Annotated in this window: 23 protein-coding genes and 1 pseudogene; 11 read left to right on the top strand and 13 right to left on the bottom strand. The window is 43.6% G+C overall.

What is annotated here, in order from left to right; genetic code table 11:
* Window positions 1–9: 9 nt before the first annotated feature.
* A complete protein-coding gene (gene hslU / locus Xish_RS07575; protein WP_099117342.1) occupies window positions 10–1341 on the top strand; it encodes an HslU--HslV peptidase ATPase subunit in 1332 nt (443 codons plus the stop codon).
* A gap of 135 nt (window positions 1342–1476) precedes the next feature.
* Window positions 1477–2394 (top strand): 1,4-dihydroxy-2-naphthoate polyprenyltransferase, encoded by a 918-nt coding sequence (locus tag Xish_RS07580; protein WP_099118698.1) that lies wholly within the window; start codon window positions 1477–1479, stop codon window positions 2392–2394.
* Between the two features lie 150 nt (window positions 2395–2544).
* Here Xish_RS07580 and Xish_RS07585 read toward each other — a convergent pair whose 3' ends face one another.
* Both Xish_RS07585 and Xish_RS07590 read right to left on the bottom strand, forming a co-directional pair.
* Window positions 2545–2943, bottom strand: a complete 399-nt coding sequence (locus Xish_RS07585) for a type II toxin-antitoxin system death-on-curing family toxin (protein WP_099117343.1) — start codon at window positions 2941–2943, stop codon at window positions 2545–2547.
* The gene (locus Xish_RS07590; RefSeq protein WP_074024241.1) at window positions 2940–3161 is read right to left on the bottom strand and encodes a type II toxin-antitoxin system Phd/YefM family antitoxin; all 222 of its coding nucleotides are present in this window, start codon (window positions 3159–3161) and stop codon (window positions 2940–2942) included. Before Xish_RS07590 ends, Xish_RS07585 begins: the two co-directional genes overlap by 4 nt.
* A 235-nt stretch (window positions 3162–3396) precedes the next feature.
* On the opposite strand from Xish_RS07590, the gene rraA reads away from it, so the two are divergent.
* Window positions 3397–3894: a ribonuclease E activity regulator RraA gene (gene rraA, locus Xish_RS07595; protein WP_099118699.1), complete on the top strand. Its 498-nt coding sequence runs from the start codon at window positions 3397–3399 to the stop codon at window positions 3892–3894.
* Between the two features lie 57 nt (window positions 3895–3951).
* Here rraA and zapB read toward each other — a convergent pair whose 3' ends face one another.
* Window positions 3952–4194 (bottom strand): cell division protein ZapB, encoded by a 243-nt coding sequence (gene zapB / locus Xish_RS07600; RefSeq protein ID WP_099117344.1) that lies wholly within the window; start codon window positions 4192–4194, stop codon window positions 3952–3954.
* Window positions 4195–4507: 313 nt separating this feature from the next.
* On the opposite strand from zapB, the pseudogene Xish_RS07605 reads away from it, so the two are divergent.
* Both Xish_RS07605 and glpK read left to right on the top strand, forming a co-directional pair.
* Window positions 4508–5304: pseudogene (locus Xish_RS07605) on the top strand (MIP/aquaporin family protein).
* Window positions 5305–5328: 24 nt separating this feature from the next.
* Entirely contained in the window at window positions 5329–6852 is a 1524-nt protein-coding gene (glpK, locus tag Xish_RS07610) for a glycerol kinase GlpK (protein WP_099117345.1), read from the top strand.
* An 85-nt stretch (window positions 6853–6937) separates the two neighbouring features.
* Here the strand turns inward: glpK and emrD are convergent, their stop codons facing one another.
* A complete protein-coding gene (gene emrD, locus Xish_RS07615; RefSeq protein ID WP_099117346.1) occupies window positions 6938–8125 on the bottom strand; it encodes a multidrug efflux MFS transporter EmrD in 1188 nt (395 codons plus the stop codon).
* 404 nt (window positions 8126–8529) lie between these two features.
* Here emrD and fpr point away from each other — a divergent pair, with 404 nt between their 5' ends.
* Window positions 8530–9276 (top strand): ferredoxin--NADP(+) reductase, encoded by a 747-nt coding sequence (fpr, locus tag Xish_RS07620; RefSeq protein WP_099117347.1) that lies wholly within the window; start codon window positions 8530–8532, stop codon window positions 9274–9276.
* On the opposite strand, the gene Xish_RS07625 is transcribed toward fpr, so the two are convergent.
* The gene (locus Xish_RS07625; RefSeq protein WP_341865752.1) at window positions 9277–9783 is read right to left on the bottom strand and encodes a DUF805 domain-containing protein; all 507 of its coding nucleotides are present in this window, start codon (window positions 9781–9783) and stop codon (window positions 9277–9279) included.
* Window positions 9784–9796: 13 nt separating this feature from the next.
* Here Xish_RS07625 and Xish_RS07630 point away from each other — a divergent pair, with 13 nt between their 5' ends.
* A complete protein-coding gene (locus tag Xish_RS07630) occupies window positions 9797–10393 on the top strand; it encodes a DUF1454 family protein (protein ID WP_244185956.1) in 597 nt (198 codons plus the stop codon).
* A 144-nt stretch (window positions 10394–10537) separates the two neighbouring features.
* Entirely contained in the window at window positions 10538–11305 is a 768-nt protein-coding gene (gene tpiA / locus Xish_RS07635) for a triose-phosphate isomerase (RefSeq protein ID WP_099117349.1), read from the top strand.
* Between the two features lie 71 nt (window positions 11306–11376).
* Here the strand turns inward: tpiA and Xish_RS07640 are convergent, their stop codons facing one another.
* The 4 genes from Xish_RS07640 to Xish_RS07655 all read right to left on the bottom strand — a co-directional run bounded on the left by Xish_RS07640 (window position 11377) and on the right by Xish_RS07655 (window position 15603).
* Window positions 11377–12339 carry a sulfate ABC transporter substrate-binding protein gene (locus tag Xish_RS07640; protein ID WP_244186116.1) on the bottom strand — a complete coding sequence of 321 codons (963 nt, stop codon included), beginning with the start codon at window positions 12337–12339 and terminating at the stop codon, window positions 11377–11379.
* Between the two features lie 254 nt (window positions 12340–12593).
* Window positions 12594–13571, bottom strand: a complete 978-nt coding sequence (pfkA, locus tag Xish_RS07645) for a 6-phosphofructokinase (protein ID WP_099117351.1) — start codon at window positions 13569–13571, stop codon at window positions 12594–12596.
* A 157-nt stretch (window positions 13572–13728) separates the two neighbouring features.
* Entirely contained in the window at window positions 13729–14628 is a 900-nt protein-coding gene (fieF, locus tag Xish_RS07650) for a CDF family cation-efflux transporter FieF (protein ID WP_099117352.1), read from the bottom strand.
* A 30-nt stretch (window positions 14629–14658) separates the two neighbouring features.
* Window positions 14659–15603: a phosphatidate cytidylyltransferase gene (locus Xish_RS07655; protein WP_099118701.1), complete on the bottom strand. Its 945-nt coding sequence runs from the start codon at window positions 15601–15603 to the stop codon at window positions 14659–14661.
* 270 nt (window positions 15604–15873) lie between these two features.
* On the opposite strand from Xish_RS07655, the gene rfaL reads away from it, so the two are divergent.
* A complete protein-coding gene (rfaL, locus tag Xish_RS07660; RefSeq protein WP_099117353.1) occupies window positions 15874–17154 on the top strand; it encodes an O-antigen ligase RfaL in 1281 nt (426 codons plus the stop codon).
* A gap of 67 nt (window positions 17155–17221) precedes the next feature.
* Here the strand turns inward: rfaL and Xish_RS07665 are convergent, their stop codons facing one another.
* From Xish_RS07665 to Xish_RS07675, 4 genes are all read right to left on the bottom strand, one after another.
* A complete protein-coding gene (locus Xish_RS07665) occupies window positions 17222–18361 on the bottom strand; it encodes a glycosyltransferase (RefSeq protein WP_167383237.1) in 1140 nt (379 codons plus the stop codon).
* A gap of 204 nt (window positions 18362–18565) precedes the next feature.
* Entirely contained in the window at window positions 18566–19012 is a 447-nt protein-coding gene (locus Xish_RS07670; RefSeq protein WP_099117355.1) for a DUF1240 domain-containing protein, read from the bottom strand.
* Window positions 19013–19115: 103 nt separating this feature from the next.
* Complete coding sequence (locus tag Xish_RS18565; RefSeq protein WP_167383238.1) at window positions 19116–19283, bottom strand: hypothetical protein; 168 nt, start codon at window positions 19281–19283, stop codon at window positions 19116–19118.
* Window positions 19284–19462: 179 nt separating this feature from the next.
* Window positions 19463–19963 (bottom strand): Spy/CpxP family protein refolding chaperone, encoded by a 501-nt coding sequence (locus tag Xish_RS07675; RefSeq protein WP_099117356.1) that lies wholly within the window; start codon window positions 19961–19963, stop codon window positions 19463–19465.
* A 152-nt stretch (window positions 19964–20115) separates the two neighbouring features.
* Between Xish_RS07675 and cpxR the strand changes: the two genes are divergently transcribed.
* Together cpxR and cpxA are read left to right on the top strand one after the other, a co-directional pair.
* Window positions 20116–20808: an envelope stress response regulator transcription factor CpxR gene (gene cpxR / locus Xish_RS07680; protein ID WP_099117357.1), complete on the top strand. Its 693-nt coding sequence runs from the start codon at window positions 20116–20118 to the stop codon at window positions 20806–20808.
* The gene (cpxA, locus tag Xish_RS07685; protein ID WP_099117358.1) at window positions 20805–22181 is read left to right on the top strand and encodes an envelope stress sensor histidine kinase CpxA; all 1377 of its coding nucleotides are present in this window, start codon (window positions 20805–20807) and stop codon (window positions 22179–22181) included. Before cpxR ends, cpxA begins: the two co-directional genes overlap by 4 nt.
* Window positions 22182–22251: the final 70 nt, after the last annotated feature.

A 22251-nucleotide genomic window follows, 5' to 3' on the forward strand; every position in this document is an offset into this window, starting at 1 on the left:
ATAGATAGTATGTCTGAAATGACTCCTCGCGAAATTGTCAGCGAACTAAACAATCATATTATCGGTCAGGACAAAGCAAAACGTGCCGTTGCTATTGCCCTGCGTAACCGCTGGCGCCGCATGCAGTTAGATGAATCACTGCGTCATGAAGTCACTCCCAAAAATATTTTGATGATAGGCCCAACCGGTGTCGGTAAAACCGAGATTGCCCGTCGTCTGGCAAAACTGGCCAATGCTCCTTTTATCAAGGTTGAAGCAACTAAGTTCACCGAAGTGGGTTATGTTGGTAAAGAAGTCGATTCCATCATTCGTGATCTCACTGACGCAGCAGTAAAAATAGTGCGTCTGCAATCCATTGAGAAGAACCGCTATCGAGCAGAAGAGTTAGCAGAAGAGCGTATTCTGGATGTTCTACTACCACCAGCAAAAAATAACTGGGGACAGACAGAAACTCAATCTGAGCCGTCTTCAACCCGTCAGGCATTCCGCAAGAAATTGCGTGAAGGTCAGTTAGACGATAAAGAAATTGAAATTGAAGTTTCAGCCGCTCCTGTTGGTGTTGAAATCATGGCACCTCCGGGCATGGAAGAGATGACCAATCAGTTACAATCCATGTTCCAAAACCTGGCTGGCCAGCGTCAAAAAAGCCGTAAGATGAAAATCAAAGACGCATTTAAGTTGCTGGTCGAAGAAGAAGCGGCAAAACTGGTCAATCCTGAAGAACTGAAACAGCAGGCAATTGATGCAGTTGAACAACATGGCATCGTTTTCATTGATGAGATCGATAAAATTTGTAAACGCGGTCAGACCTCCGGTCCAGATGTTTCCCGTGAAGGTGTCCAGCGCGATCTGCTGCCACTGGTAGAAGGTTGCACAGTTTCCACTAAACACGGTATGGTCAAAACTGATCACATCCTGTTTATCGCCTCCGGTGCATTCCAGGTTGCCAGCCCTTCTGATCTTATCCCAGAACTTCAAGGCCGCTTGCCAATCCGCGTTGAATTGCAAGCCCTGACGACCGAAGACTTTGAACGTATCCTGACCGAACCTAATGCTTCACTGACTGAACAGTACAAAGCTCTGATGGCAACTGAAGGCATGGGTATTGAATTCACGACTGACGGTATCCGTAAAATTGCGGAAGCAGCATGGCAAGTTAATGAAACCACTGAAAATATTGGTGCCCGTCGTCTGCACACCGTGCTTGAGCGCATGATGGAAGACATCTCTTTCGACGCCAGCGAACGTCAAGGACAATCTGTCGAAATCAATGCCGATTACGTCAAAGAGCACTTGGACGAACTGGTTGCGGATGAAGATTTGAGTCGGTTTATTTTGTAATCAATCATATTATTGGCTTGATTCGCGCCAACAATTCGCCAGACTTATTTAAATGGGGGGCTTTTAGCCTCCCATTTTGCTATTTTCGATGGTATAAAATTTATTACATCAATCATAATGACAAACAGTGACAATATGAGCTCAACAACGTCTATCAGTCAGATGCAGGCATGGCTGGAAAGTTTACGCCCCAAAACGCTTCCACTGGCCGTTGCTGCCGTCATAACAGGCTCAGCCCTTGCGTCATGGACAGGGCATTTCAAATGGCCTGTCGCGTTACTGGCTTTATTAACCGCAGCCATGTTGCAAATTCTTTCCAACCTCGCCAACGATTATGGCGACGTTACCAAAGGTAGTGACACAGAAAAACGCATTGGCCCAAAACGCGGCATGCAAAAAGGCCTGATTACCGCAAGGCAGATGAAAAATGCATTGAAGATCACTGTACTGCTCTCTTGTTTATCAGGAAGTTCTCTCATTGCTGTAGCCTGCAATAACCCAGAGGACATTATTGGATTCTTGATATTGGGGATTCTGGCGATTGTCGCGGCTATTACCTATACCGTGGGTACTCGCCCTTATGGTTATCTGGGATTGGGGGACATTTCTGTCCTGATTTTCTTTGGCTGGTTAAGCGTTCTTGGCACCTACTATCTGCAAGCCGGTACTTTTTCCCTAAGTACCGTTTTGCCCGCAACTGCCAGTGGTTTACTCTCCGTCGCTGTCTTGAATATTAATAACCTACGCGATATCGAAAATGACCGCCAAAACGGCAAAAATACGTTGGCTGTCCGGTTAGGAGGAAAAAAGGCTCGCTATTACCATGTAGCCGTTCTGCTAACTGCCGCGCTCTGTCTTGTCACCTTCACCCTCCTATACCTGAACAATGGATTTAGTTGGTTGTTTCTGCTCGCTTTTCCTCTACTGTTGAAACATATGGTGCAAGTGCTGCGTGATCCAACACCTGAAGGTATGCGTCCCAAATTGGTACAAATGGTCAAAGCGGCATTATTGACTAATATTCTGTTTTCCATTGGATTGGTACTTAATTAGCGTTACCGTCTCAACCGAGACGGATTTATTCATTGAGTATCTGGCTTAAACCAGAATACTGAGTTTATGTTATTCGATATTTTCTAGGGGTACACCCTTGTGTACCCATCTGAACGAGATGTTCCTTACATCCTCAAAAACGCGCTGTTATCATGGATTATAGCTTGGGTTAGTATAGTCCACCAATTCGCGCAGGTGCTGTGCCAACTGGTCAACAGTTTTCTCACCCGTAGCAGCTTCTACCGTTAAGTTTTCCAATGTATTGTCGTTATCACGGAGCTTGATACCATTGCGGTAGAGAAAAATCATGGTAACAAAAAACGCCGTGCGCTTATTACCATCATTGAAAATATGACCACGAGCGATAGCAACCCAATAGGTGGCTGCAAGTTCAAAAATGTCTGTTACACCTTCGTAGTGTGTACGGTTTTGTACTCGATAGATGAGCGCTTCGGCTCTGCCAGAGTCAGGCATTCCAGCAACGCCAGGAAGCCGCTGTAATATACGGTCATGAAAAGCGATAACTTCCTGTGCGCTGACCCATATCATCGGTTTGTCAGTGCCTCTACCGTATGCCCATGACGCTGCATAATCGAATCGAACTCTGCATCCAGTTTGGCATTCTGGTATGCCTCGAATTCTGCCTTACTGATAACGACTGCTGAGCTGCCGTTTCGACGAGTAATCTCAACAGGTTCGCCGTGAGTAGCAGCATCCAACACTTCTGAAATATTGGCTCGTGCTTGGGTTGAGGTGTATGTACGCATAATATATCTCCAAAGATGTACATATAAATTGTACATTTTTTGTGTATTTATTCAACGTTTGCGACTACGCTATCAGAAAGATTCACCCACTTGAATTAAGTCGGTGTCCATATATCGGGTTAATTAAGCAAATAGGCATCAATTTTACATATAGGTTTCAAGATTGATGGTTTTGCCAACATTAGCTTTAAAAGGATATACTGTTCGTTCCTTGCATAAACCAGACGTAAATCCCATGAAATATGATACTTCCGAACTTTGTGATATCTATCAAGAAGATATAAATGTGGTAGAGCCGATCTTTTCCAACTTTGGTGGGCGTACTTCATTTGGTGGTCAAATCATCACAGTGAAATGTTTTGAAGACAACGGCCTTCTTTATGATTTACTTGAAGAAAATGGACATGGTCGCATTTTGCTCGTTGATGGTGGTGGATCAGTACGCAAGGCACTCGTTGATGCCGAACTGGCTCAACTCGCCGTCAATAATGAGTGGGAAGGCATTGTCGTCTATGGCGCAGTGCGTCAAGTCGATTATCTCGCAGAGCTTGATATTGGTATTCAAGCAATGGCTGCTATTCCTGCTGGCTCCAATAGCGAAGGAATGGGAGAAAGTGATATCAGAGTGAATTTTGGTGGCGTCACATTCTTCTCTGGTGACTATCTCTACGCAGATAATACCGGCATTGTCTTATCCGATTTCCCTCTGGAGATTGAGGAAGAGTTAAGTTAAAAGGTGTATAAAAAAGGGCGCAATTATCGCCCTTTTTCAGCTAAGCCATTGGATACCTTATTGTACATCTTCCATCTTACCCAACAGAGTGCGTAGGCGCTCTTGCCATGCGGTTTGTTCTTGTTTGAGCTGCTCATTTTCACGTGCCAGAGAATCACGGCTATCCGCCATATTCTGGACATCCTGAGACAAGACTGCATTCTTTTCTTTTAATTCTTCAATTTCCATTTGCAGCAAAGTGATGGTATCAATCGCCTGCTGAACTTTAGATTCTAGTTTCTCAAAAACTTCAAATGACATTCTGGGGCCCTCTTGTAAGCAATGTTATTGATTGTATTTAGCCTATTAACGTCTGTCTAGTTTCATCCTTGCAATATGCGGTATAACGCGAAATATAGTGACCAAACCCAAATGTCTATAAGATCACATTTCCACGCTCAATAAAACTGCAAATAAATGCGAATTCGCTCATTTTGTTGACGCAACACGCAGATTTCAATTTCGCTATTTCTCGTTTACGCGCATTAACGATAAATTCACAGACCCCTTTCTTTTAATACATCAGAAAGGACTAATAATTACTCTTCCTTGTACTTTTTTATAGGATATAGAAATGAGCCAGACCACAACTCCAACACTATCAGGTCAATGCATTTCCGAATTTCTAGGTACTGCATTGCTCGTTTTTTTGGTTTAGGCTGCGTTGCTGCTGCCCGAATCGCCGGAGCACAATTGGGCTTATGGGAAATCAGCATTATCTGGGGCTTTGGCGTCGCCCTGGCTGTTTATCTCACTGCCGGAATTTCAGGCGCGCATCTTAACCCCGCAGTGACTATTGCGTTATGCCTATTTGCCAACTTTGACAGAAAAAAAGTGCTGCCTTATATCATTGCCCAAATGTTCGGTGGCTTTGTCGCAGCACTCATCATTTATATTATGTATTACAATCTTTTCCTCGATTATGAGCAAGTTCACAACATCGTTCGTGGCTCACAGGAAAGCCTTTTTACTGCGGGGGTTTTCTCTACTTACCCAGCAGCCCAGATCTCCGTATTTCAGGCGTTTATCGTTGAAGTTATTATCGCAGCCGTTCTGTTATGTCTAATCCTGTCTCTGACTGATGATGGCAATGGCATCCCACGAGGGCCTTTAGCGCCACTGTTAATCGGGATTCTTATTGCAGTTATCGGTGGCTCGTTTGGCCCACTGACTGGATTTGCCCTGAATCCAGCTCGCGACTTCGGCCCCAAATTAGTTGCTTACTTGACCGGCTGGGGAGACATTGCCCTAACCGGAGGCCGAGATATTCCTTATTGCCTTGTTCCGTTGGTAGCCCCTATTGTTGGCGCAATTTTAGGTGCTTTTGGCTACCGCAAACTGATTACTCGCCATTTACCGCGCGAGATTTAAAATACATAAAACCAGGTTATAGTTATGACAACAGAAAATACTACAGAAAAAAAATATATTGTTGCTCTGGATCAGGGCACGACCAGTTCACGCGCCGTTGTACTTGATCATGACGCTAATATTGTCTGTATCTCACAGCGTGAATTTCCGCAAATCTATCCCAAGCCTGGCTGGGTGGAACACGATCCAATGGAAATCTGGGCAAGTCAAAGTTCTACCTTAGTTGAGGTGCTGGCAAAAGCTGATATTAGTTCAGATCAAATTGCCAGCATTGGTATCACAAACCAGCGAGAAACAACCATTGTCTGGGAAAAAGAAACCGGAAAGCCGGTTTATAATGCAATTGTCTGGCAATGCCGCCGGACAGCAGATATTTGCACCAAACTGAAACAGAAAGAGGGACTGGAAGAATACATCCGTCACAATACAGGTTTGGTTCTTGATCCTTACTTCTCTGGTACAAAAATAAAATGGATTTTGGATAACGTCGAAGGTGCCCGTCAACGTGCTGAAAATGGTGAACTTTTATTCGGCACAGTCGATACATGGCTGGTCTGGAAAATGACTCAGGGACGCGTCCATGTGACAGATTACTCCAATGCTTCCCGTACCATGCTGTTTAATATCCATAATTTGGAATGGGATCAAAAAATCCTTGAAGAATTGGGCATACCACGCGTTATGCTGCCTAAAGTTGCCGCGTCCTCAGAGGTCTATGGCCAAACCAATATCGGCGGTAAAGGCGGCACTCGCATTCCTATCGCGGGTATCGCAGGCGACCAGCAAGCAGCCTTGTACGGGCAACTGTGTGTATTCCCCGGAATGGCGAAAAATACTTACGGCACCGGCTGCTTCTTGTTAATGAACACAGGCAAAGATGCTGTTCGTTCCAATCACGGTTTGTTGACAACGATTTGCTGTGGTCCACGTGGTGAAGTCAATTATGCACTGGAAGGCGCAGTATTTGTTGGTGGAGCCTCCATCCAATGGCTGCGTGATGAACTGAAACTCATTGCAGATGCTACAGATTCAGAATACTTTGCAACCAAAGTCAAAGATAGCAATGGTGTTTATGTTGTTCCTGCCTTTACTGGCCTTGGTGCCCCGTATTGGGATCCTTACGCCCGTGGCGCTATTTTCGGTCTGACCCGTGGCGCCAATAGTAACCATATTATTCGTGCTACCCTGGAATCCATCGCTTACCAAACCCGCGATGTCCTGGACGCTATGCAAGCTGATGCGGGTACACGCCTGCAAGCCCTGCGCGTAGATGGCGGCGCTGTCGCCAACAACTTCCTGATGCAGTTCCAGTCCGATATTCTCGGCACGCGTGTAGAACGCCCTGAAGTGCGTGAAAGCACAGCTTTAGGCGCGGCTTTTCTTGCAGGTTTAGCTGTCGGCTTCTGGCGAGATCTGGATGAAGTGAAAAGTAAGGCTGTAATCGAAAAAGAATTCCGCCCAAGTATCGAAACGACTGAACGCAACCATAAATATAATGGCTGGAAGAAAGCCGTTGCCAGAGCCCAAGAGTGGGAAGACCGCGCTTAACCGCGAAACATAGAAAATAAAGGCTCTGGCATTTTTATTGATACATTTTGCCAGTGCCTTTTTAAGACTCTATGATTTCTCGATCTTACGAAACTGTATGTTCCTGACGCTGGAAGCGCTGGGAAATGGGTAGCCAACAAAATAGAATCAGCAAGGACATGGAAAACATCAACATCCCAACGCTAAATTGGTTATTTTGCGGTAACATTGCCGACAACCATGTTGCTATACCTGAACCTATATTCTGCAATCCCCCAACCAAGGCACCTGCGGCGCCGGCCAAATAAGGGAAGGGCTCCATTGCTCCAGTCGTTGCCAGTGGGAACAACATACCGGCACCAAAAAAGAATAATGCGGCAGGTATCAACAATGTCCAGATATTCATAATACCAAACCAACCGGGCAACCACATCAAGATACCCGCCAGCAAGCAACAGGCCACAGAGCGCCACATGAGCTGATAAAATGTCTTACCTTCACGCCCCGCATACCATGCTCCCAAAAACGCTGCCGGAATTGGCAAGATAAATAAAATACTGACGGTTAGGCTATCCAGCCCTAAAACTGCCCCCATCAACACACCGCTACTGGCTTCAAAAACAGCAATCCCAGCCAGACCACCCACCAACATGGTCAGGTAAGAGACAAAAGAACCATGCGAGAGTAACTGGTGGAAAGAAACCAACATCGTACTATGTCCAGTCCCGGTGGGACGAGTCTCCGGTAAATGCCGCGCCAAGAAAAAAGCAACGACAGCCCCTAGCATGAATAAAAACAAGTAGCAGGAGCGCCAACCAAAATAGTGAGCAACCATCCCACCAATCATGGGAGCAGCCAGAGGGCTAACCAATATGGCCATATTTAGCAAGCTATTGGCATAACGCAACGCCGTGCCCGTATATAAATCCCGTGGCATAGTGCGCACCATCACACCAGCTACCCCTGTGCCCAATCCCTGTAATGCACTCGCAATCACCAGTACCAGCAAGTTTGGCGCAAACAGAGCACATATCGTCGCCATAAGATAAATCGACATTCCCGCTAAAATCACAGGGCGACGTCCCACCTTGTCAGACAGCGGTCCATAAAAAAGTTGTGAGGATCCGTAAGAAAACAGATATGCCGCCATCACCCGCTGAACTTCACCCGCAGGCTGATTAAGATCGCTTGCCATATCAGCAATAACTGGCACATAGATTGTTTGCGTCATTTGCCCTACAGCGGCCAAGGCAATTAGCATTAACAATAAATTAAAGTGTTCTATTTTTTTCATTGCACTTTATTCAATCACCAATTGAAAACAATAACCCACAGAACAATCACTCATTGCAAACAGCCGTAGTGAACCCTTCAAGTACTTAATAAATAACCTGATAAACTGACTTCATTAGATATGATCTACTTAGTAAATTTATATTTTTTCTTTGTAGTATACAATTTTACATGAGGAAAAAATCACAGATATATTATCCATATATGTCAATAAAAATGTACATATCAAACCATAATATTGGCAAAAACCCAGTTAATTGAACTGTCACACGTAATCGATAATGCTATTTAAAGTAATCACGTAGAATCGTTACAAAAAATCACCAATTCACGCAGTATTCATTTGTGTCGCATTAATTCACATCATATTAATCCGTACCATATTGTGTAGAGAGGTTAACCGTAATGGCAAATTGGGTTACAGGAAAAGTTACCGACATAACCAACTGGACTGATGCACTTTTCAGCATCAAAGTTCATGCACCAGTAGAAAAATTCACCGCCGGACAATTTGCAAAACTGGCACTGGAAATTGAAGGGGAGCGCATCCAACGGGCTTACTCTTATGTCAACGCTCCCAATGATAATAATCTGGAGTTTTATTTGGTAACCGTCCCAGAAGGAAAACTCAGCTCCCGACTGGCTGAACTAAAAACCGGAGATGAATTATTGGTAACAGAGCAGGCGGCTGGTTTTTTCGTTCTTGATGAAATTCCTGACTGTCAAACACTCTGGATGCTTTCCACTGGCACCGCCATTGGCCCTTACCTTTCCATCCTCCAGCAAGGAGCCGGTCTAGAACGATTCGAAAATATCGTTTTGGTTCATGCGGCCAGATGGGGAAAAGATTTGAGTTATCTGCCCATGATGCAGGAATTAGAGAAAAAATTTCAGGGTAAACTGCGGATACAGACCATCGTCAGTCGAGAAAAATGGCCAAATTCGCTCATGGGCAGAATTCCGGCATTAATTGAAAATGGCGAATTGGAATCGGCTGTCGGCTTACCCATTCAGGCAGAAAACAGCCATATCATGCTGTGCGGGAACCCCCAAATGGTCAGGGATACCCAGCAACTATTAAAAGAGCAACGCAATATGGCAAAACATCTGCGTCGTAAACCAGGCCATATCACCAGCGAGCAATACTGGTAATCAGTTTTCCTTGGCAGAAATGTAATCAACCGTTTCTGCCATCTCACCAAAGCGATTGGCACCTTCCGTACCACGGAATACACCACAATCCAATATCATCATGACAAAAACCAGTGTTGGGACAAAACGGCCAATTCCCCACTGCCATATCGGCGCCATTGCGCTCCAGTCAAGGGACAGCAGTATCCATGCTAGCGCACCTAGTAATACCCAACCGCCATGTTTATTCCTGTCATGCAGGCGCTTCGAAAAAATTGCCGCCGTTGGATACAATAGCAAAGCAACACCAACCGCCGCATAATTTATGGGGAGAACATTCATTCCGTGCAGTGTCAGGAGTATAAAAATCAAGGTGAAACAGATAGCTATACCGATCCAAAACTCTCGCCTTCCAATTCGGCCTTTGAATGAGAATCCCCATTGTTGTAATGTCATGTACTCTTTTCCAATTGTGGATGCTGTTTTTCCAGGATTTAACTCAGTGAGTAATAAAATGAAAACAAGCATAAATAAACTTCTGATGACAATTTTAATCTCTTTTGGCACCGGTTTACCATTATCAGCCTCTGCCGATGAGCCTTCAGTCACACCAGAAGAAATAAACTCACCGTTAATATACCTGCTGCCGGATTACCCGACTTTCGAAGACACCATTCCTGTCTTTCGGGAAAAATACAATAAAAAACATCCGAACATTCCTTTGTACGAATATAGGGTGATTACAAGCACAGATATTTCTCAGCCTTTCATCCGTGCCGCCAGTAAAATTAATGACAAAATTTACTCTTCAACGGTACTGGAACGAGGCAGCGAAAAAATTAAAAGCCTGCAAATTACATTACTGCCATCACAAAATAAACGAGAAAATGAACAAAACCGCATACTGGCAAAACAATATATCACGGCTCTGATCAGTCAATTTGAACCAACTTTTTCCCCTGAGCAAGCCAAAATTCAATTGGAAAGGCTTTTGCAGGCAGCAGAAAAACGCCCTGCTTTCAGCCAAAAAATGGGATCAATGCGCTATGTCATCGTAAACAGCAGCGAAAATATAATGACCTTCGCAATTGAACCGATTAAGCTATCGTTATCTGACACAGCAGCAAATGAAAATTAGTGACACAACGCAGAGCTATTCGCGTTGATGATCTTTATACTGTCGGGATTCCGCTTACAGGGAATGACATCACTATAATGTCGTTCAAAGAAAGAATATTCATTCAGTTCGCAATTTGATTATTTTCTGGTTGGAGGGAAAAATATGCGACATCCATTAGTTATGGGTAACTGGAAATTAAATGGCAGTACCCACATGGTTAACGACCTGATTGCAGGCCTGCGTAAAGAACTGAGCAACGTTGACGGCTGTGACGTCGCTATCGCACCACCAACAGTTTATGTTTCTCTGGCAAAAAATGCCCTGGCTGGTAGCCGTATTGCCCTGGGTGCGCAAGATGTTGGCGTCAATCTTTCCGGTGCCTTTACTGGCGAAACCTCCGCAGACATGCTGAAAGACGTCGGTGCAAAATATATCATTATCGGTCACTCTGAACGCCGTACTTACCACAAAGAGAGCGACGAATTTGTTGCGAAGAAATTCGCAGTCCTGAAAGAGCAAGGCTTGATCCCCGTTCTGTGCATTGGCGAAACCGAACAAGAAAATGAGGCTGGTCAAACTGAAACCGTCTGTGCACGACAAATCGATGCTGTCCTGAACACACTAGGCGCCGAAGCATTCAAAAATACCGTTATTGCTTACGAACCCGTTTGGGCAATCGGTACAGGCAAATCTGCCACTCCTGCCCAGGCTCAGGCCGTTCATAAATTTATCCGTGATCATATCGCTAAACAGGATGCGGCTATCGCTGAACAGGTCATTATTCAATATGGCGGTTCAGTTAACGCCAGCAATGCAGCAGAGTTGTTCACCCAACCAGATATCGATGGTGCTCTGGTCGGTGGTGCATCACTGAAAGCCGATGCCTTTGCTGTTATCGTAAAAGCCGCAGCAGAAGCAAAAAAAGCGTAAGCTTTTAATCAAGACAAAACCGCCACGCAGTATCACTTGTGGCGGTTTTCTATCGCAAATTAGTTCAATGATTAACGCCGGACAATGTCGTCAAAAGTTCCGCCTATAGCAAAATGCGCTTTCTGGGCGTTATCCCAGCCACCAAAGACCTCATCAATCGTAAAAAGTGTCAAATCAGGAAAGACCGCACGGTATTTTTCTGCGATTGCTTTATCACGCGGACGATAATAGTTTCTGGCGGCAATATTCTGCCCAACTGGAGAATAAAGATATTTGAGATATTCCGTTGCCAGTTCGCGCGTTCCTCGTTTATCAACCACCTTATCGACAACAGAAACCGTCGGTTCTGCCAGAATAGAAATGCTCGGTGTCACAATTTCAAACTTGCCCTGACCCAAGGCATTAATTGCTAATAAAGCTTCGTTTTCCCAGGCAATTAATACATCGCCAATTCCGCGCTCCACAAACGTATTCGTTGCACCACGAGCACCGGAATCCAATACCTCCACATTCTTATAGAGTGCTTTCACGAATTCTTTGGCTTTAGCCTGATCCTGATTATTATGCACCAAGCCATATCCCCAGGCAGCCAGATAATTCCAACGTGCCCCACCAGAGGTTTTCGGATTCGGCGTGACAACTGCAACATCTGGACGAATTAAATCCGACCAATCCTTTATCTGTTTAGGGTTTCCTTTTCTCACCAAAAAGACAATGGTTGATGTATACGGTGCTGAATTATCCGGTAGACGCTGAATCCAATTCTTATCAATGCGTCCATGCTCTGCAATAGCATTTACATCATAAGCCAGTGCCAGTGTCACAACATCTGCCTGAAGACCATTAATAACGGAAGTTGCCTGCTTACCTGAACCGCCATGTGATTGGCGGATTTTTACATCATCCCCCGTCTTGTTACGCCAGTATTCGCGGAATGCTTCATCATACTGTTGGTAAAATTCACGTGTCGGATCATAGGAAACATTCAACAATTGCCGCTCTTTTGCCCATGCACTGTTAGCCATTAGTGTCATCGCCAGCAAGAATAATGCTGATACAACATATTCTTTTGTCATTGCCCATCTTGAGCCTCTATTTATACCCCTTGATTGCATAACCACGATAACATTTCCCCTAAGCCATTATGATTTCTCCATAAAAACTGACAGAAAGCGTTATGACGCAGAAATAATTTTAAATTTCTGCTTATGCACAAGAAGAATATGAGGGATGAGACAGCCACATTATATGGCTGTCTCCAAAAGAAGATCTTGCAGGTGAGAAAGGATTAGTAGAGTTTCTTCGCGGTTTCCAGCCACTCTTGCTTAAAGACACGCTGCATATTTTGCACCGCATCAATGATATCGTGATGAACAAGTTTCTCGTTCTGGATACCAACACAACGACCGCCGTGTCCTTCTAACAGAAGTTGAACAGAATACGCGCCCATGCGGGAAGCAAGAATGCGGTCATAAGCAACCGGTGCACCACCACGCTGGATGTGTCCTAATACCGTTGCACGGGTTTCATGGTGGGTTTCTGCTTCAATATATTTTGCCAGTTCAGCGACATCACAGACATGTTCAGTAATCGCAACAATCGCGTGACGTTTGCCTTTTTCAATCCCAGCCTGAATCTCCGCCAGCAATTCTTTACGATCGAATGGAATTTCATTTTCAGGTAGAACAATAAATTCACATCCACCCGCGATTGCTGCTGATAAAGTTAAATCACCACAATAACGCCCCATCACTTCAACAATCGAAATCCGCTTGTGGGAAGTTGATGTATCACGCAAACGGTCAATCGCTTCAACCACTGTTTCCAGTGCCGTGAAATAACCAATGGTGTAATCTGTGCCCGCAACATCGTTGTCAATTGTTCCAGGCAAACCGATACAAGGGAAACCCGCTTCGGTCAGCTTTTTCGCTCCCAAATAGGAACCATCCCCGCCAATCACTACCAACGCATCAATCCCATTTTTGCGCATGTTTTCGATAGCAATTTCCCGAACCTTATCATCCCTGAACTCTGGGAAGCGGGCTGATCCCAAGAACGTGCCACCACGGTTAATCATGTCGGAAACACTAAAGCGATCAAGCTTCTTCATGCGGTTTTCATACAACCCCAGATAGCCATCATAAATGCCATAGACTTCCAACCCTTCGGTTAAAGCGGCACGAACAACACCACGAATAGCGGCGTTCATGCCAGGCGCATCACCGCCACTCGTTAAGACTCCGATTCTTTTAATCTTGTTGATCATGATGACCTCTGACTTGTAGATATAATATTTGCTAAACCTGATTGTCACTACATTAGCTGAATTGATTCAACTCTGCCTATAATACGGAAAAACATTCAGCCTGCATCAAGATTATGTCTGTTTTTTGATGTTCTTTTGATTATGAATAAATTTCCCCTCAATCCCAGCGGTTTTTATGCTCTTTAGACACTACAGAGCAAGGATCTTGGTGAATAATAATATCGGCATCTGGAAATCGACGCCGCAATTTATTTTCAATCCCTTCTGCCAAAGCATGCGCCTGCACCAATGGCAAATTATCATCTATCTCCAGATGGAACTGGATAAAACGAATCGGACCTGATTGACGAGTTCGCAGATCATGCCCACCTGCTATGCCTGGGTAATTTTGGATGATCTCAATAATCTCCTGCCGCTCTTCATCCGGCAAGGCGCGATCAAGCAAAGATTGTACGGCATCATAGCCCATCCGTAACGCACTATAGAGAATATAAACCCCAATACCCAGGGCAAAGAGCGCATCCGCGCGTTTGAAACCATACAGACTCAAAAGCAGTGCCAGCAAAATCGCCCCATTCATCAATAGGTCGGACTTATAATGCAGCATATCCGCACGGATAGCCTGACTTTGAGTTTTACTGATCACCCATTTTTGGAACGTGACTAAACATAACGTGGAAACCAGAGCAACGACAATCACCCATACGCCTATCGACGCATTCTCCATCGGTTTGGGGGAATACAAATGCTGAAAACCCGTCAAAAATAGGAAAATTGCCGAACCGGAGATAAACATACTTTGAGCCAAAGCCGCCAGTGACTCCGCCTTACCATGTCCAAAAGTGTGTTCTTTATCAGCAGGTTGAAGTGAATAGCGCACAACGAAAAAATTTGTCAGGGAAGCCGCCAAATCGACCAATGAATCCACCAGTGCTGCCAATAAGCTCACCGATCCTGTTAACCACCAGGCAAAAATTTTCACGATCAACAGTACACTGGCCAATACCGTTGCCACTAACGCAGCAGAACTAACCCATCGCCCATAACTTATACTCATTGACTACCACCTTCGATTATCCAGCCTGTCTCAGGTATAAAAATAGCGCGTTAGATGGAAAAATATAGGAGCAGCGAAACAAAGTGAGTCGATTCGATCCAACATCCCACCATGACCTTCAATTATTCCGCCAAAGTCCTTCACTCCGCTGTCTCTTTTAATCGCCGACATGCATAATCCACCAATAAATCCCATCAGGGTGATTGCTAACGACATCAGTCCCGCTTCCCACGGGGAAAAAGGCGTTACCCAGAACAACGCCATTCCCAACAGTACAGAAACCAAAATCCCGCCAACAAATCCCTCAACCGTTTTATTGGGACTGAGCTTCGGCACAATCGGACGTTTACCCAATAATTTTCCGAATATGTACTGTAATACATCGGACATTTGCACCACGATCATCAGAAACAACATTAATTTGATATTTTGATTTTCATACTCTGGGATATCCAGCATCAGCAACGCGGGTGCATGGCTGATGGCAAATACCATCACCAACATCCCCCACTGGATTTTGGCCGTTCGTTCCAGAAACTGAGTGGTATCTCCAATCAACGCGGTTCTGGCGGGCAAAAACAGGCAAACATATACGGGAATGAAGACCGAGAATAGTCCATACCATTGCATACCAACCAAAACATACTGCACAGGCACAAAAACAAAGAAACACCAGAACAGCGCTTCATGATCACTGCGACGAGTTGGCGTTAGCGTAATAAATTCACGCAAGGCAAAAAATGACATCACTGCAAATAAAATAACCGAACCCACAGGCCCAACGACAACAGCCAGAACACAGATGATACACATCATCCACCAGCCACGAATTCGGGCATTCAGGTTATCGATAGTGGCACTGCTCCTTTCTCCTGAATACCAAAAAGCCAAAATACCACCAATTACACTGGCAATAACTAATATCCCGAATATCCCTCCCAGTAACAACATCAAATCATGATCGATATCTGTCATCGCACCAACTCCTCCAATATCCATATTGGATATTTTGATCCCTTTTATATGAAGTAACAGTGATAAGATCTTTTAATCAACAAAATAGATAGAACGTAAGATAATCAAGATTGGTCAAGATAACAACAGATTAGGGAAGAAAGGGAATCAGTTGATAAGCAATACTTTGATTGATTAAGAAATTGTTCTTAAAACTTCATAGGATAAAATTCAAAAACTGCCAGAACTTACACCACGTTATAACATCGTGTTTTTATTCGTGCCTGTATTATGAAAATGGTACAAAATACCAGCCAGAAATTCATTTTCCATTCTGGTAAGGTCATGTTTAAAGAAACCGTTAAAAACCACTTATCTTGGGGTACTTTTTTCGTCGGTGGTTACATCGCACTTGTCTATGTAACTGGTATCACGCGTTATAAAAACTTATTTTTTGCCTTGATAGCGTTAACCGCACTCTACTTTCTTATTAAAAACCCCAAAGGATGCCTCTCTGCGTTAAAGAACAACATCGTACTGGCTTTAGGAATATTCACTTTGGTTTATCTCTACTCGATTATTATTTCTCCTGATCCCAAACTCAGTTTCAGTGAAATAAAAACGCCTTTTTTCAGGGATGTCGTTCTCTCCAGTATCATCATTACATTAGCATTAAGTCATACGGATACACTTAAAATCCAGAAAATGATTATTGGTTCATTTCTGCTTGGATTATTATTCATCACACTGAAAGAAATGTACCTGTTTTATCTGGATTATCAGAACAATATTATGCCATTTACTAACTATAATCATCGTAGTGTGTCAGATGGTATTGTTTTCTTCTTTCCAGCATTAGTAGCCCTTTGGCATTTCCAAAAACCCCAAAATTATGTTCGCTTGATACTGACAATTTTATTTATCTTATCCGTACTCTTTGTATTGCTGGGGACACTTTCCAGAGGGGCTTGGCTTGCCGTTTTTGTAATGTTTTTCATGATGATAGTCATGAACAAAAACTGGAAGACTTTCATTGCCAGCGTTGTTTTCATCTGCGCCGCCATATTTGCTATCAAATCTGATTACCTTGGTAAGCAATCAACTCTAACCTATAAATTGGAGCAAACAGATAGCAGTCACCGATATACCAATGGAACACAAGGTTCAGCCCTTACCTTAATTCTGGAAAACCCTATCAAAGGCTATGGTGCTGGCAATAAAATATATGATCAAATTTATAATGTGAGCGCTAAAAATTATCCTGATTGGACATATCAAACTTCCCTAGGTCCTCATAATATTTTCCTGACCGTATGGTTTTCTTCCGGAATATTGGGAATGGGAGCCTTTTTATTTTTAATCTTCTCTTATCTGAAACAATCAGCTCAGGAATGGAACACAAGCATCGGCTACAATAAGCAAGCTGGATTAATCTTACTTATCTCTTTCTTTGGATATTTTATTGTCAGAGGGAACTTTGAAAGTGTTCATTTGAACATTTTGGGTATCTACCTTGGCTTACTGACGGCATTATGTCAGCAAAGATGGAATGAAAGCAGACTGAAAGTCTGAAAAGACGATTAACTACTCTGAGGGCTATTCAATCTTTTTGGATAGCCCAAGATGAGTTTAATAATAGTTAAAACCACTCAGCTAATGCTTTAGACAAAGAAACACTGACATTACTCCAATCGTATTGGCTTATTGCCGTTTCTTTAGCATGTTCAGCCACAACGTTTAAATTATCGCGCAACAGAGTATCCGAAATATCTTTGGCAATGCTTTCTGGGGACAAGGGTTCTTGCAGTAAAAATCCCGAATTTTCAGGGATCACGAACTCTTTTATTCCTCCTCTGGGACTGACCAAAACGGGTACACCACATGCCATTGATTCCAAGGCAACCATACAAAAGGCTTCCTCTCCTAATGAGGGAACAAGCGTTAAATCAGCAAGTGGATATACTTGGTGCATATCTGCCGGAGGTATACTCCCTGCAAGAATACAGCTATCAGCCATTTTTGCGGCTTTATCCAACACTTTTTTCCGATAAACTTCTCGTTCGCCTTTTTTAACCGTTGCATGATCGCCAATCAAAAGCAGCTTGATATTTTGATCTTTTTTGTGCAGCAAATTGACTGCATCCATGAGTTCAGTAACACCTTTACCTTTATCTAATCGGCCAGCATACAAGATGACAGTTTCGTCATTTTTTAGGCCAAAACGTTCTCTTTTCCAGCTAGTTCTCTGTTGATATAGTTCCTTATCAATGCCATTCGGCACCACTTTGATATTCTCAATTTTTGCTTCAGCATGAAAAAAATCAGCTAAAAAATGGCTAGGAGTAATGAGCTTTGTTTCAGGCCTTAAGTCAACTACTTTATGTTTATTATGTAAATGAAGGACCATCAGTTTTTCTGGGTAAAACTGCTTCACAGAGTTATAAAGCGAAATAGAATTTTGAATGATCAGAATCGGCTTCTCACCATCCTGACTTTGATAATGCATCACGATATCTATCACCCTTTTGGCATAAGGGTAAGGATCTAAGCGAGACCATTTCCTAAAAAAACGTTTATATATTCTACTGGTATGTATTCTATGAATGGTGCCATATTCACTGACTTTTTCTACAGTTTTCTCTGCTCTTTCCCCTTTACAAATAACCAAATTATTAGCCTGACTGATTTTGGCTACGTTATAGATCCACCATTCCACTGCGGCTGCATGGATTGGGGGAATAGAATGAAATTCAGGAGCAACAAAAATAAATTTTTTCATGAGAAAACAATCAGTAGAAATCATTCATCGGATTAGATAAAAAAAGGCTCATCTATGCAAGTAAACTCATCGACAAAAAAAGCCCTTAGCATAACGCTTGAGCGTTGAAAAGCGCAGATTTTTCCATTCGAGCAATAGAAGGCTGTTGAACTCCCATATCATTGCATCATGATAAGACTGTCACTAAGCGTAAGTTTTATAGACTTAGTGGCAGAGTTTTTCCTCTTTCGCATACTGAGTTGGTGCTTTCGGAGACTTACGTTCGCAGACAACATAGCCCGCTCCCAGCAACTTGAAATGGATATACCAAGACAGCGGAACACTAACGATAAACCCGATCAATGCAATGGCGAGACAAAAGCCCATAATCCGTTCATTTAATGTTGTCGATTTTTTCTTTTTTTTCTTTTTCCTGATTTTTTCTAGCTCTTCTGGCTTGAAAGTCATACCCAGATAGATCGCGAAAAGAAAAAAATACAGCATGAATGGCGAGGAGAAAACAAGAAAGAACATGACCCAAGAGGACTCAACCCTTTCTTCCATCTTAAACGCCGCTATCAGTTCACTGCCCGCAATAAAAACAACAAAAACCATTACCACTGACATAAGTAATGAAAATAAAATAATTCCAACCCTTTTTTCTATTGTCATGACTTTTATTCCCTATGCACTCGACGTGTTGCCCTGATTATTCTAATTGTCATCAGGGTTTCAAAACATCATCCTATTATCAATACAAACAATTGGTTAAATATCATAACAACATGTTAAATTGAGACTTAAACCTACCGTCGCCACAGGACAGTACCTTATACCAGCCACTCTCTTCGTCGATTTTGGTGCGCAGACCAATCGTACGGGCGGTGGCATAAGTGGCATAAACAATGTCGATACGCTTAGTGACCGTAACCAAAGTGTCCACACTTGGAAAATTTCAGATCATCTACAGTTGCTTCATGAAAAACTATCCATCTAATTTTAAAGGAAATTAATGTTAGTAGGCGGATAAAAAAAAGCCCCTCAAGGGGGCTGAAAGACAGGGATGGTGTCTATGGCAAGGAAAATCGTTGTCGATGCTACTGTGTTGCAAAAAAAATCAGTTTACTTTTCGAGCCTTACGTTCATTTGTTTTAGACGATTTTTTAATAGCTCTTTCTGCTCTGGTGTTAACAGTTGATAAATCTGATTGCCAATCCGCGCAATTTCTACACCCAGAGCAACATTCTTTTCAGCTATTTTTTCAAGCTGCAAACGAACCTCAGCTTCATCAAAATCTTCTGCAGCCAAAAGCGCATTTAACTTCCTATGTTCAGCACGCATATCAATCAACGGCTGCTCATACTGATGCTGTTCTTTGACTAAATTCCACATCTGCTCGCGTTGTTGTTCAGTTAACGCGACTCCACCGAAGATATAACTATAGTTATACTGACTGTCTCGGTGATGATTAAAATTCCTCTTGTAACCATATGGCATACAATATGGGTATGCAGCGGGAGAATTAACTTCAGGAATATGATCCGTATCAGCAGTTTTAGCTAAAGCTCTTGTTGTTCCGAGAACAATCATTGACGCTAAAGCCAATATTGCTATGTTACGCATTAAATTTCCTCGCTTTCTCGAACAGCAGCATTCGATTCAGTGTGGATAACTATAACCTTGCGGCTGCAAACTAGCGTCAGAGCATGTAAAAGAACGTAAAGTCATGGAATAGCGAAGTTTGTTATCGTATTTTGCTCTTGGAGGAAGAATTAATGCATAAAATCTTATTAGTTGATGATGACCGCGAGCTGACATCGCTATTAAAAGAATTGCTCGAAATGGAAGGATTCAATGTTGTCATCGCCTACGATGGTGAACAGGCTTTACAATATATCGATTCTTCAATTGACCTATTATTGCTGGACATCATGATGCCGCGCAAGAACGGCATTGAGACGTTGAAAGAGCTACGGCAATACCACCAGACCCCTGTTATCATGTTAACGGCTCGTGGTAGCGATTTAGACCGTGTTTTGGGATTAGAATTGGGAGCAGATGACTATCTTCCCAAACCGTTTAACGATCGCGAACTGGTCGCCCGCATACGTGCCATTTTACGCCGTTCCAACTGGAGTGAACAACAGGCTGATACTGGAACACCTATACTGGAGATCGATAAGCTACAACTCAACCCAGGACGTCAGGAAGCCAGTTTTGATGGTACGATTTTGGATCTCACGGGTACAGAGTTCACCCTGCTTTATTTATTAGCGCAACATTTGGGACAAGTCGTTTCCCGTGAACATTTAAGTCAGGAAGTATTGGGAAAACGATTAACGCCTTTTGATCGGGCTATTGATATGCATATTTCGAATCTACGCCGTAAATTGCCCAACAGAACGGATGAACTACCATGGTTTAAGACATTACGCGGCCGTGGATACTTAATGGTTTCCGCAAAATGATCAACAGCTTGACAGCCCGTATATTCGCAATTTTTTGGTTCACGCTGGCACTCGTCCTGATGATAGCCTTAATGGCTCCTAAACTGGACTCACGGCAGTTAACACCACTTTTAGATAGTGAATATCAATCGGGGGAAAAACTGGCAAAACAAGTAGAAGAAGAATTGATGCACGATTCAGGGAATGACCTATTCTGGTGGTTACGTCTGGATCGTGCTATTGCCTTGTGGACTCCCCCTGGCCAACGCCTGATCCTTGTCTCCAGTGAAGGGCTGATTAGTGACATTAATACCCCTTCTCACCAACAACAAGTTATTCGCAACTTTATCGGCCAATCCGATAACGCCGATCACCCCAAAAAGAAAAAATATGGCCGTTCGGAAATACTCGGCCCCTTTTCTGTCCGCGATGGAGAAGATCATTACCACCTCTACATCATTAGGCCTGCGGGCAGTCCACAATCAGATTTTATTAATTTGATGTTTGACCGACCATTTTTACTGCCCGCAGCCACCATGTTAATCAGTGCCCCACTACTCTTGTGGCTGTCATGGAGCCTGGCAAAACCCGCTCGTAAGCTCAAAAACGCAGCCGATGACGTCGCAAAGGGGAACTTACGGCAACACCCTGAACTGGAATCCGGCCCACAAGAGTTTTTAGCAACCGGCAGTAGTTTCAACCAGATGATTAGTGCACTGGAAAGGATGGTCACCGCTCAACAACGACTGATTTCCGATATCTCCCATGAGCTGCGCACCCCGCTTACCCGCTTACAATTGGCGACTGCTTTGCTACGCCGTCGTCACGGTGAAAGCAAAGAACTGGCGCGCATCGAAACAGAAACCCAACGTCTGGATGGCATGATTAATGACCTGCTAGTACTTTCCCGCAATCAACATAAGAACGAGTTACTGCGCGAGAATATCAAAGCCCACGATATATGGTCTGACATCCTGGAGAATGCAAAATTCGAAGCTGAGCAGATGAGCAAAACGCTGGATATCGTCTCACCTCCCGGAAACTGGATCATTTACTGCAACCCAGCAACACTCGGCAGCGCACTGGAAAACATCGTCCGCAATGCACTGCGTTACTCCAGCAACCATATTGCCGTTGCATTTAAGGCAGATAATCAAGCTGTAACGATCACTGTTGACGATGATGGGCCTGGAGTCAGCCCAGAAGACCGCGAACATATCTTCCGACCGTTTTATCGGACAGATGAGGCACGGGATAGAGAATCCGGTGGAACTGGACTGGGGTTGGCAATAGTTGAAACAGCGGTGAGCCAGCATCGAGGTCGGGTGAAAGCAGAAGATAGCCCATTAGGGGGATTACGGCTAGTGATTTGGTTGCCATTGCATGGAAGATAGGAAGCAGCTTTCGCTTTGAAATTTAGTTAGTTACAAGCTGTAACAATTAAAGAAAAAAAGCTATTATACT

Origin of the sequence: Xenorhabdus ishibashii, from assembly GCF_002632755.1 — a bacterium.
GTDB lineage: Bacteria > Pseudomonadota > Gammaproteobacteria > Enterobacterales > Enterobacteriaceae > Xenorhabdus > Xenorhabdus ishibashii.

What these genes read in the sequence shown, in the direction of transcription:
- hslU (WP_099117342.1), top strand. Translation starts at nt 10, where the DNA reads ATGTCTGAAATGACTCCTCGCGAAATTGTCAGCGAACTAAACAATCAT.
- Xish_RS07580 (WP_099118698.1), top strand. Translation starts at nt 1,477, where the DNA reads ATGAGCTCAACAACGTCTATCAGTCAGATGCAGGCATGGCTGGAAAGT.
- Xish_RS07585 (WP_099117343.1), bottom strand. Translation starts at nt 2,943, where the DNA reads ATGATATGGGTCAGCGCACAGGAAGTTATCGCTTTTCATGACCGTATA.
- Xish_RS07590 (WP_074024241.1), bottom strand. Translation starts at nt 3,161, where the DNA reads ATGCGTACATACACCTCAACCCAAGCACGAGCCAATATTTCAGAAGTG.
- rraA (WP_099118699.1), top strand. Translation starts at nt 3,397, where the DNA reads ATGAAATATGATACTTCCGAACTTTGTGATATCTATCAAGAAGATATA.
- zapB (WP_099117344.1), bottom strand. Translation starts at nt 4,194, where the DNA reads ATGTCATTTGAAGTTTTTGAGAAACTAGAATCTAAAGTTCAGCAGGCG.
- glpK (WP_099117345.1), top strand. Translation starts at nt 5,329, where the DNA reads ATGACAACAGAAAATACTACAGAAAAAAAATATATTGTTGCTCTGGAT.
- emrD (WP_099117346.1), bottom strand. Translation starts at nt 8,125, where the DNA reads ATGAAAAAAATAGAACACTTTAATTTATTGTTAATGCTAATTGCCTTG.
- fpr (WP_099117347.1), top strand. Translation starts at nt 8,530, where the DNA reads ATGGCAAATTGGGTTACAGGAAAAGTTACCGACATAACCAACTGGACT.
- Xish_RS07625 (WP_341865752.1), bottom strand. Translation starts at nt 9,783, where the DNA reads ATGCTTGTTTTCATTTTATTACTCACTGAGTTAAATCCTGGAAAAACA.
- Xish_RS07630 (WP_244185956.1), top strand. Translation starts at nt 9,797, where the DNA reads ATGACAATTTTAATCTCTTTTGGCACCGGTTTACCATTATCAGCCTCT.
- tpiA (WP_099117349.1), top strand. Translation starts at nt 10,538, where the DNA reads ATGCGACATCCATTAGTTATGGGTAACTGGAAATTAAATGGCAGTACC.
- Xish_RS07640 (WP_244186116.1), bottom strand. Translation starts at nt 12,339, where the DNA reads ATGACACTAATGGCTAACAGTGCATGGGCAAAAGAGCGGCAATTGTTG.
- pfkA (WP_099117351.1), bottom strand. Translation starts at nt 13,571, where the DNA reads ATGATCAACAAGATTAAAAGAATCGGAGTCTTAACGAGTGGCGGTGAT.
- fieF (WP_099117352.1), bottom strand. Translation starts at nt 14,628, where the DNA reads ATGAGTATAAGTTATGGGCGATGGGTTAGTTCTGCTGCGTTAGTGGCA.
- Xish_RS07655 (WP_099118701.1), bottom strand. Translation starts at nt 15,603, where the DNA reads ATGACAGATATCGATCATGATTTGATGTTGTTACTGGGAGGGATATTC.
- rfaL (WP_099117353.1), top strand. Translation starts at nt 15,874, where the DNA reads ATGAAAATGGTACAAAATACCAGCCAGAAATTCATTTTCCATTCTGGT.
- Xish_RS07665 (WP_167383237.1), bottom strand. Translation starts at nt 18,361, where the DNA reads ATGAAAAAATTTATTTTTGTTGCTCCTGAATTTCATTCTATTCCCCCA.
- Xish_RS07670 (WP_099117355.1), bottom strand. Translation starts at nt 19,012, where the DNA reads ATGACAATAGAAAAAAGGGTTGGAATTATTTTATTTTCATTACTTATG.
- Xish_RS07675 (WP_099117356.1), bottom strand. Translation starts at nt 19,963, where the DNA reads ATGCGTAACATAGCAATATTGGCTTTAGCGTCAATGATTGTTCTCGGA.
- cpxR (WP_099117357.1), top strand. Translation starts at nt 20,116, where the DNA reads ATGCATAAAATCTTATTAGTTGATGATGACCGCGAGCTGACATCGCTA.
- cpxA (WP_099117358.1), top strand. Translation starts at nt 20,805, where the DNA reads ATGATCAACAGCTTGACAGCCCGTATATTCGCAATTTTTTGGTTCACG.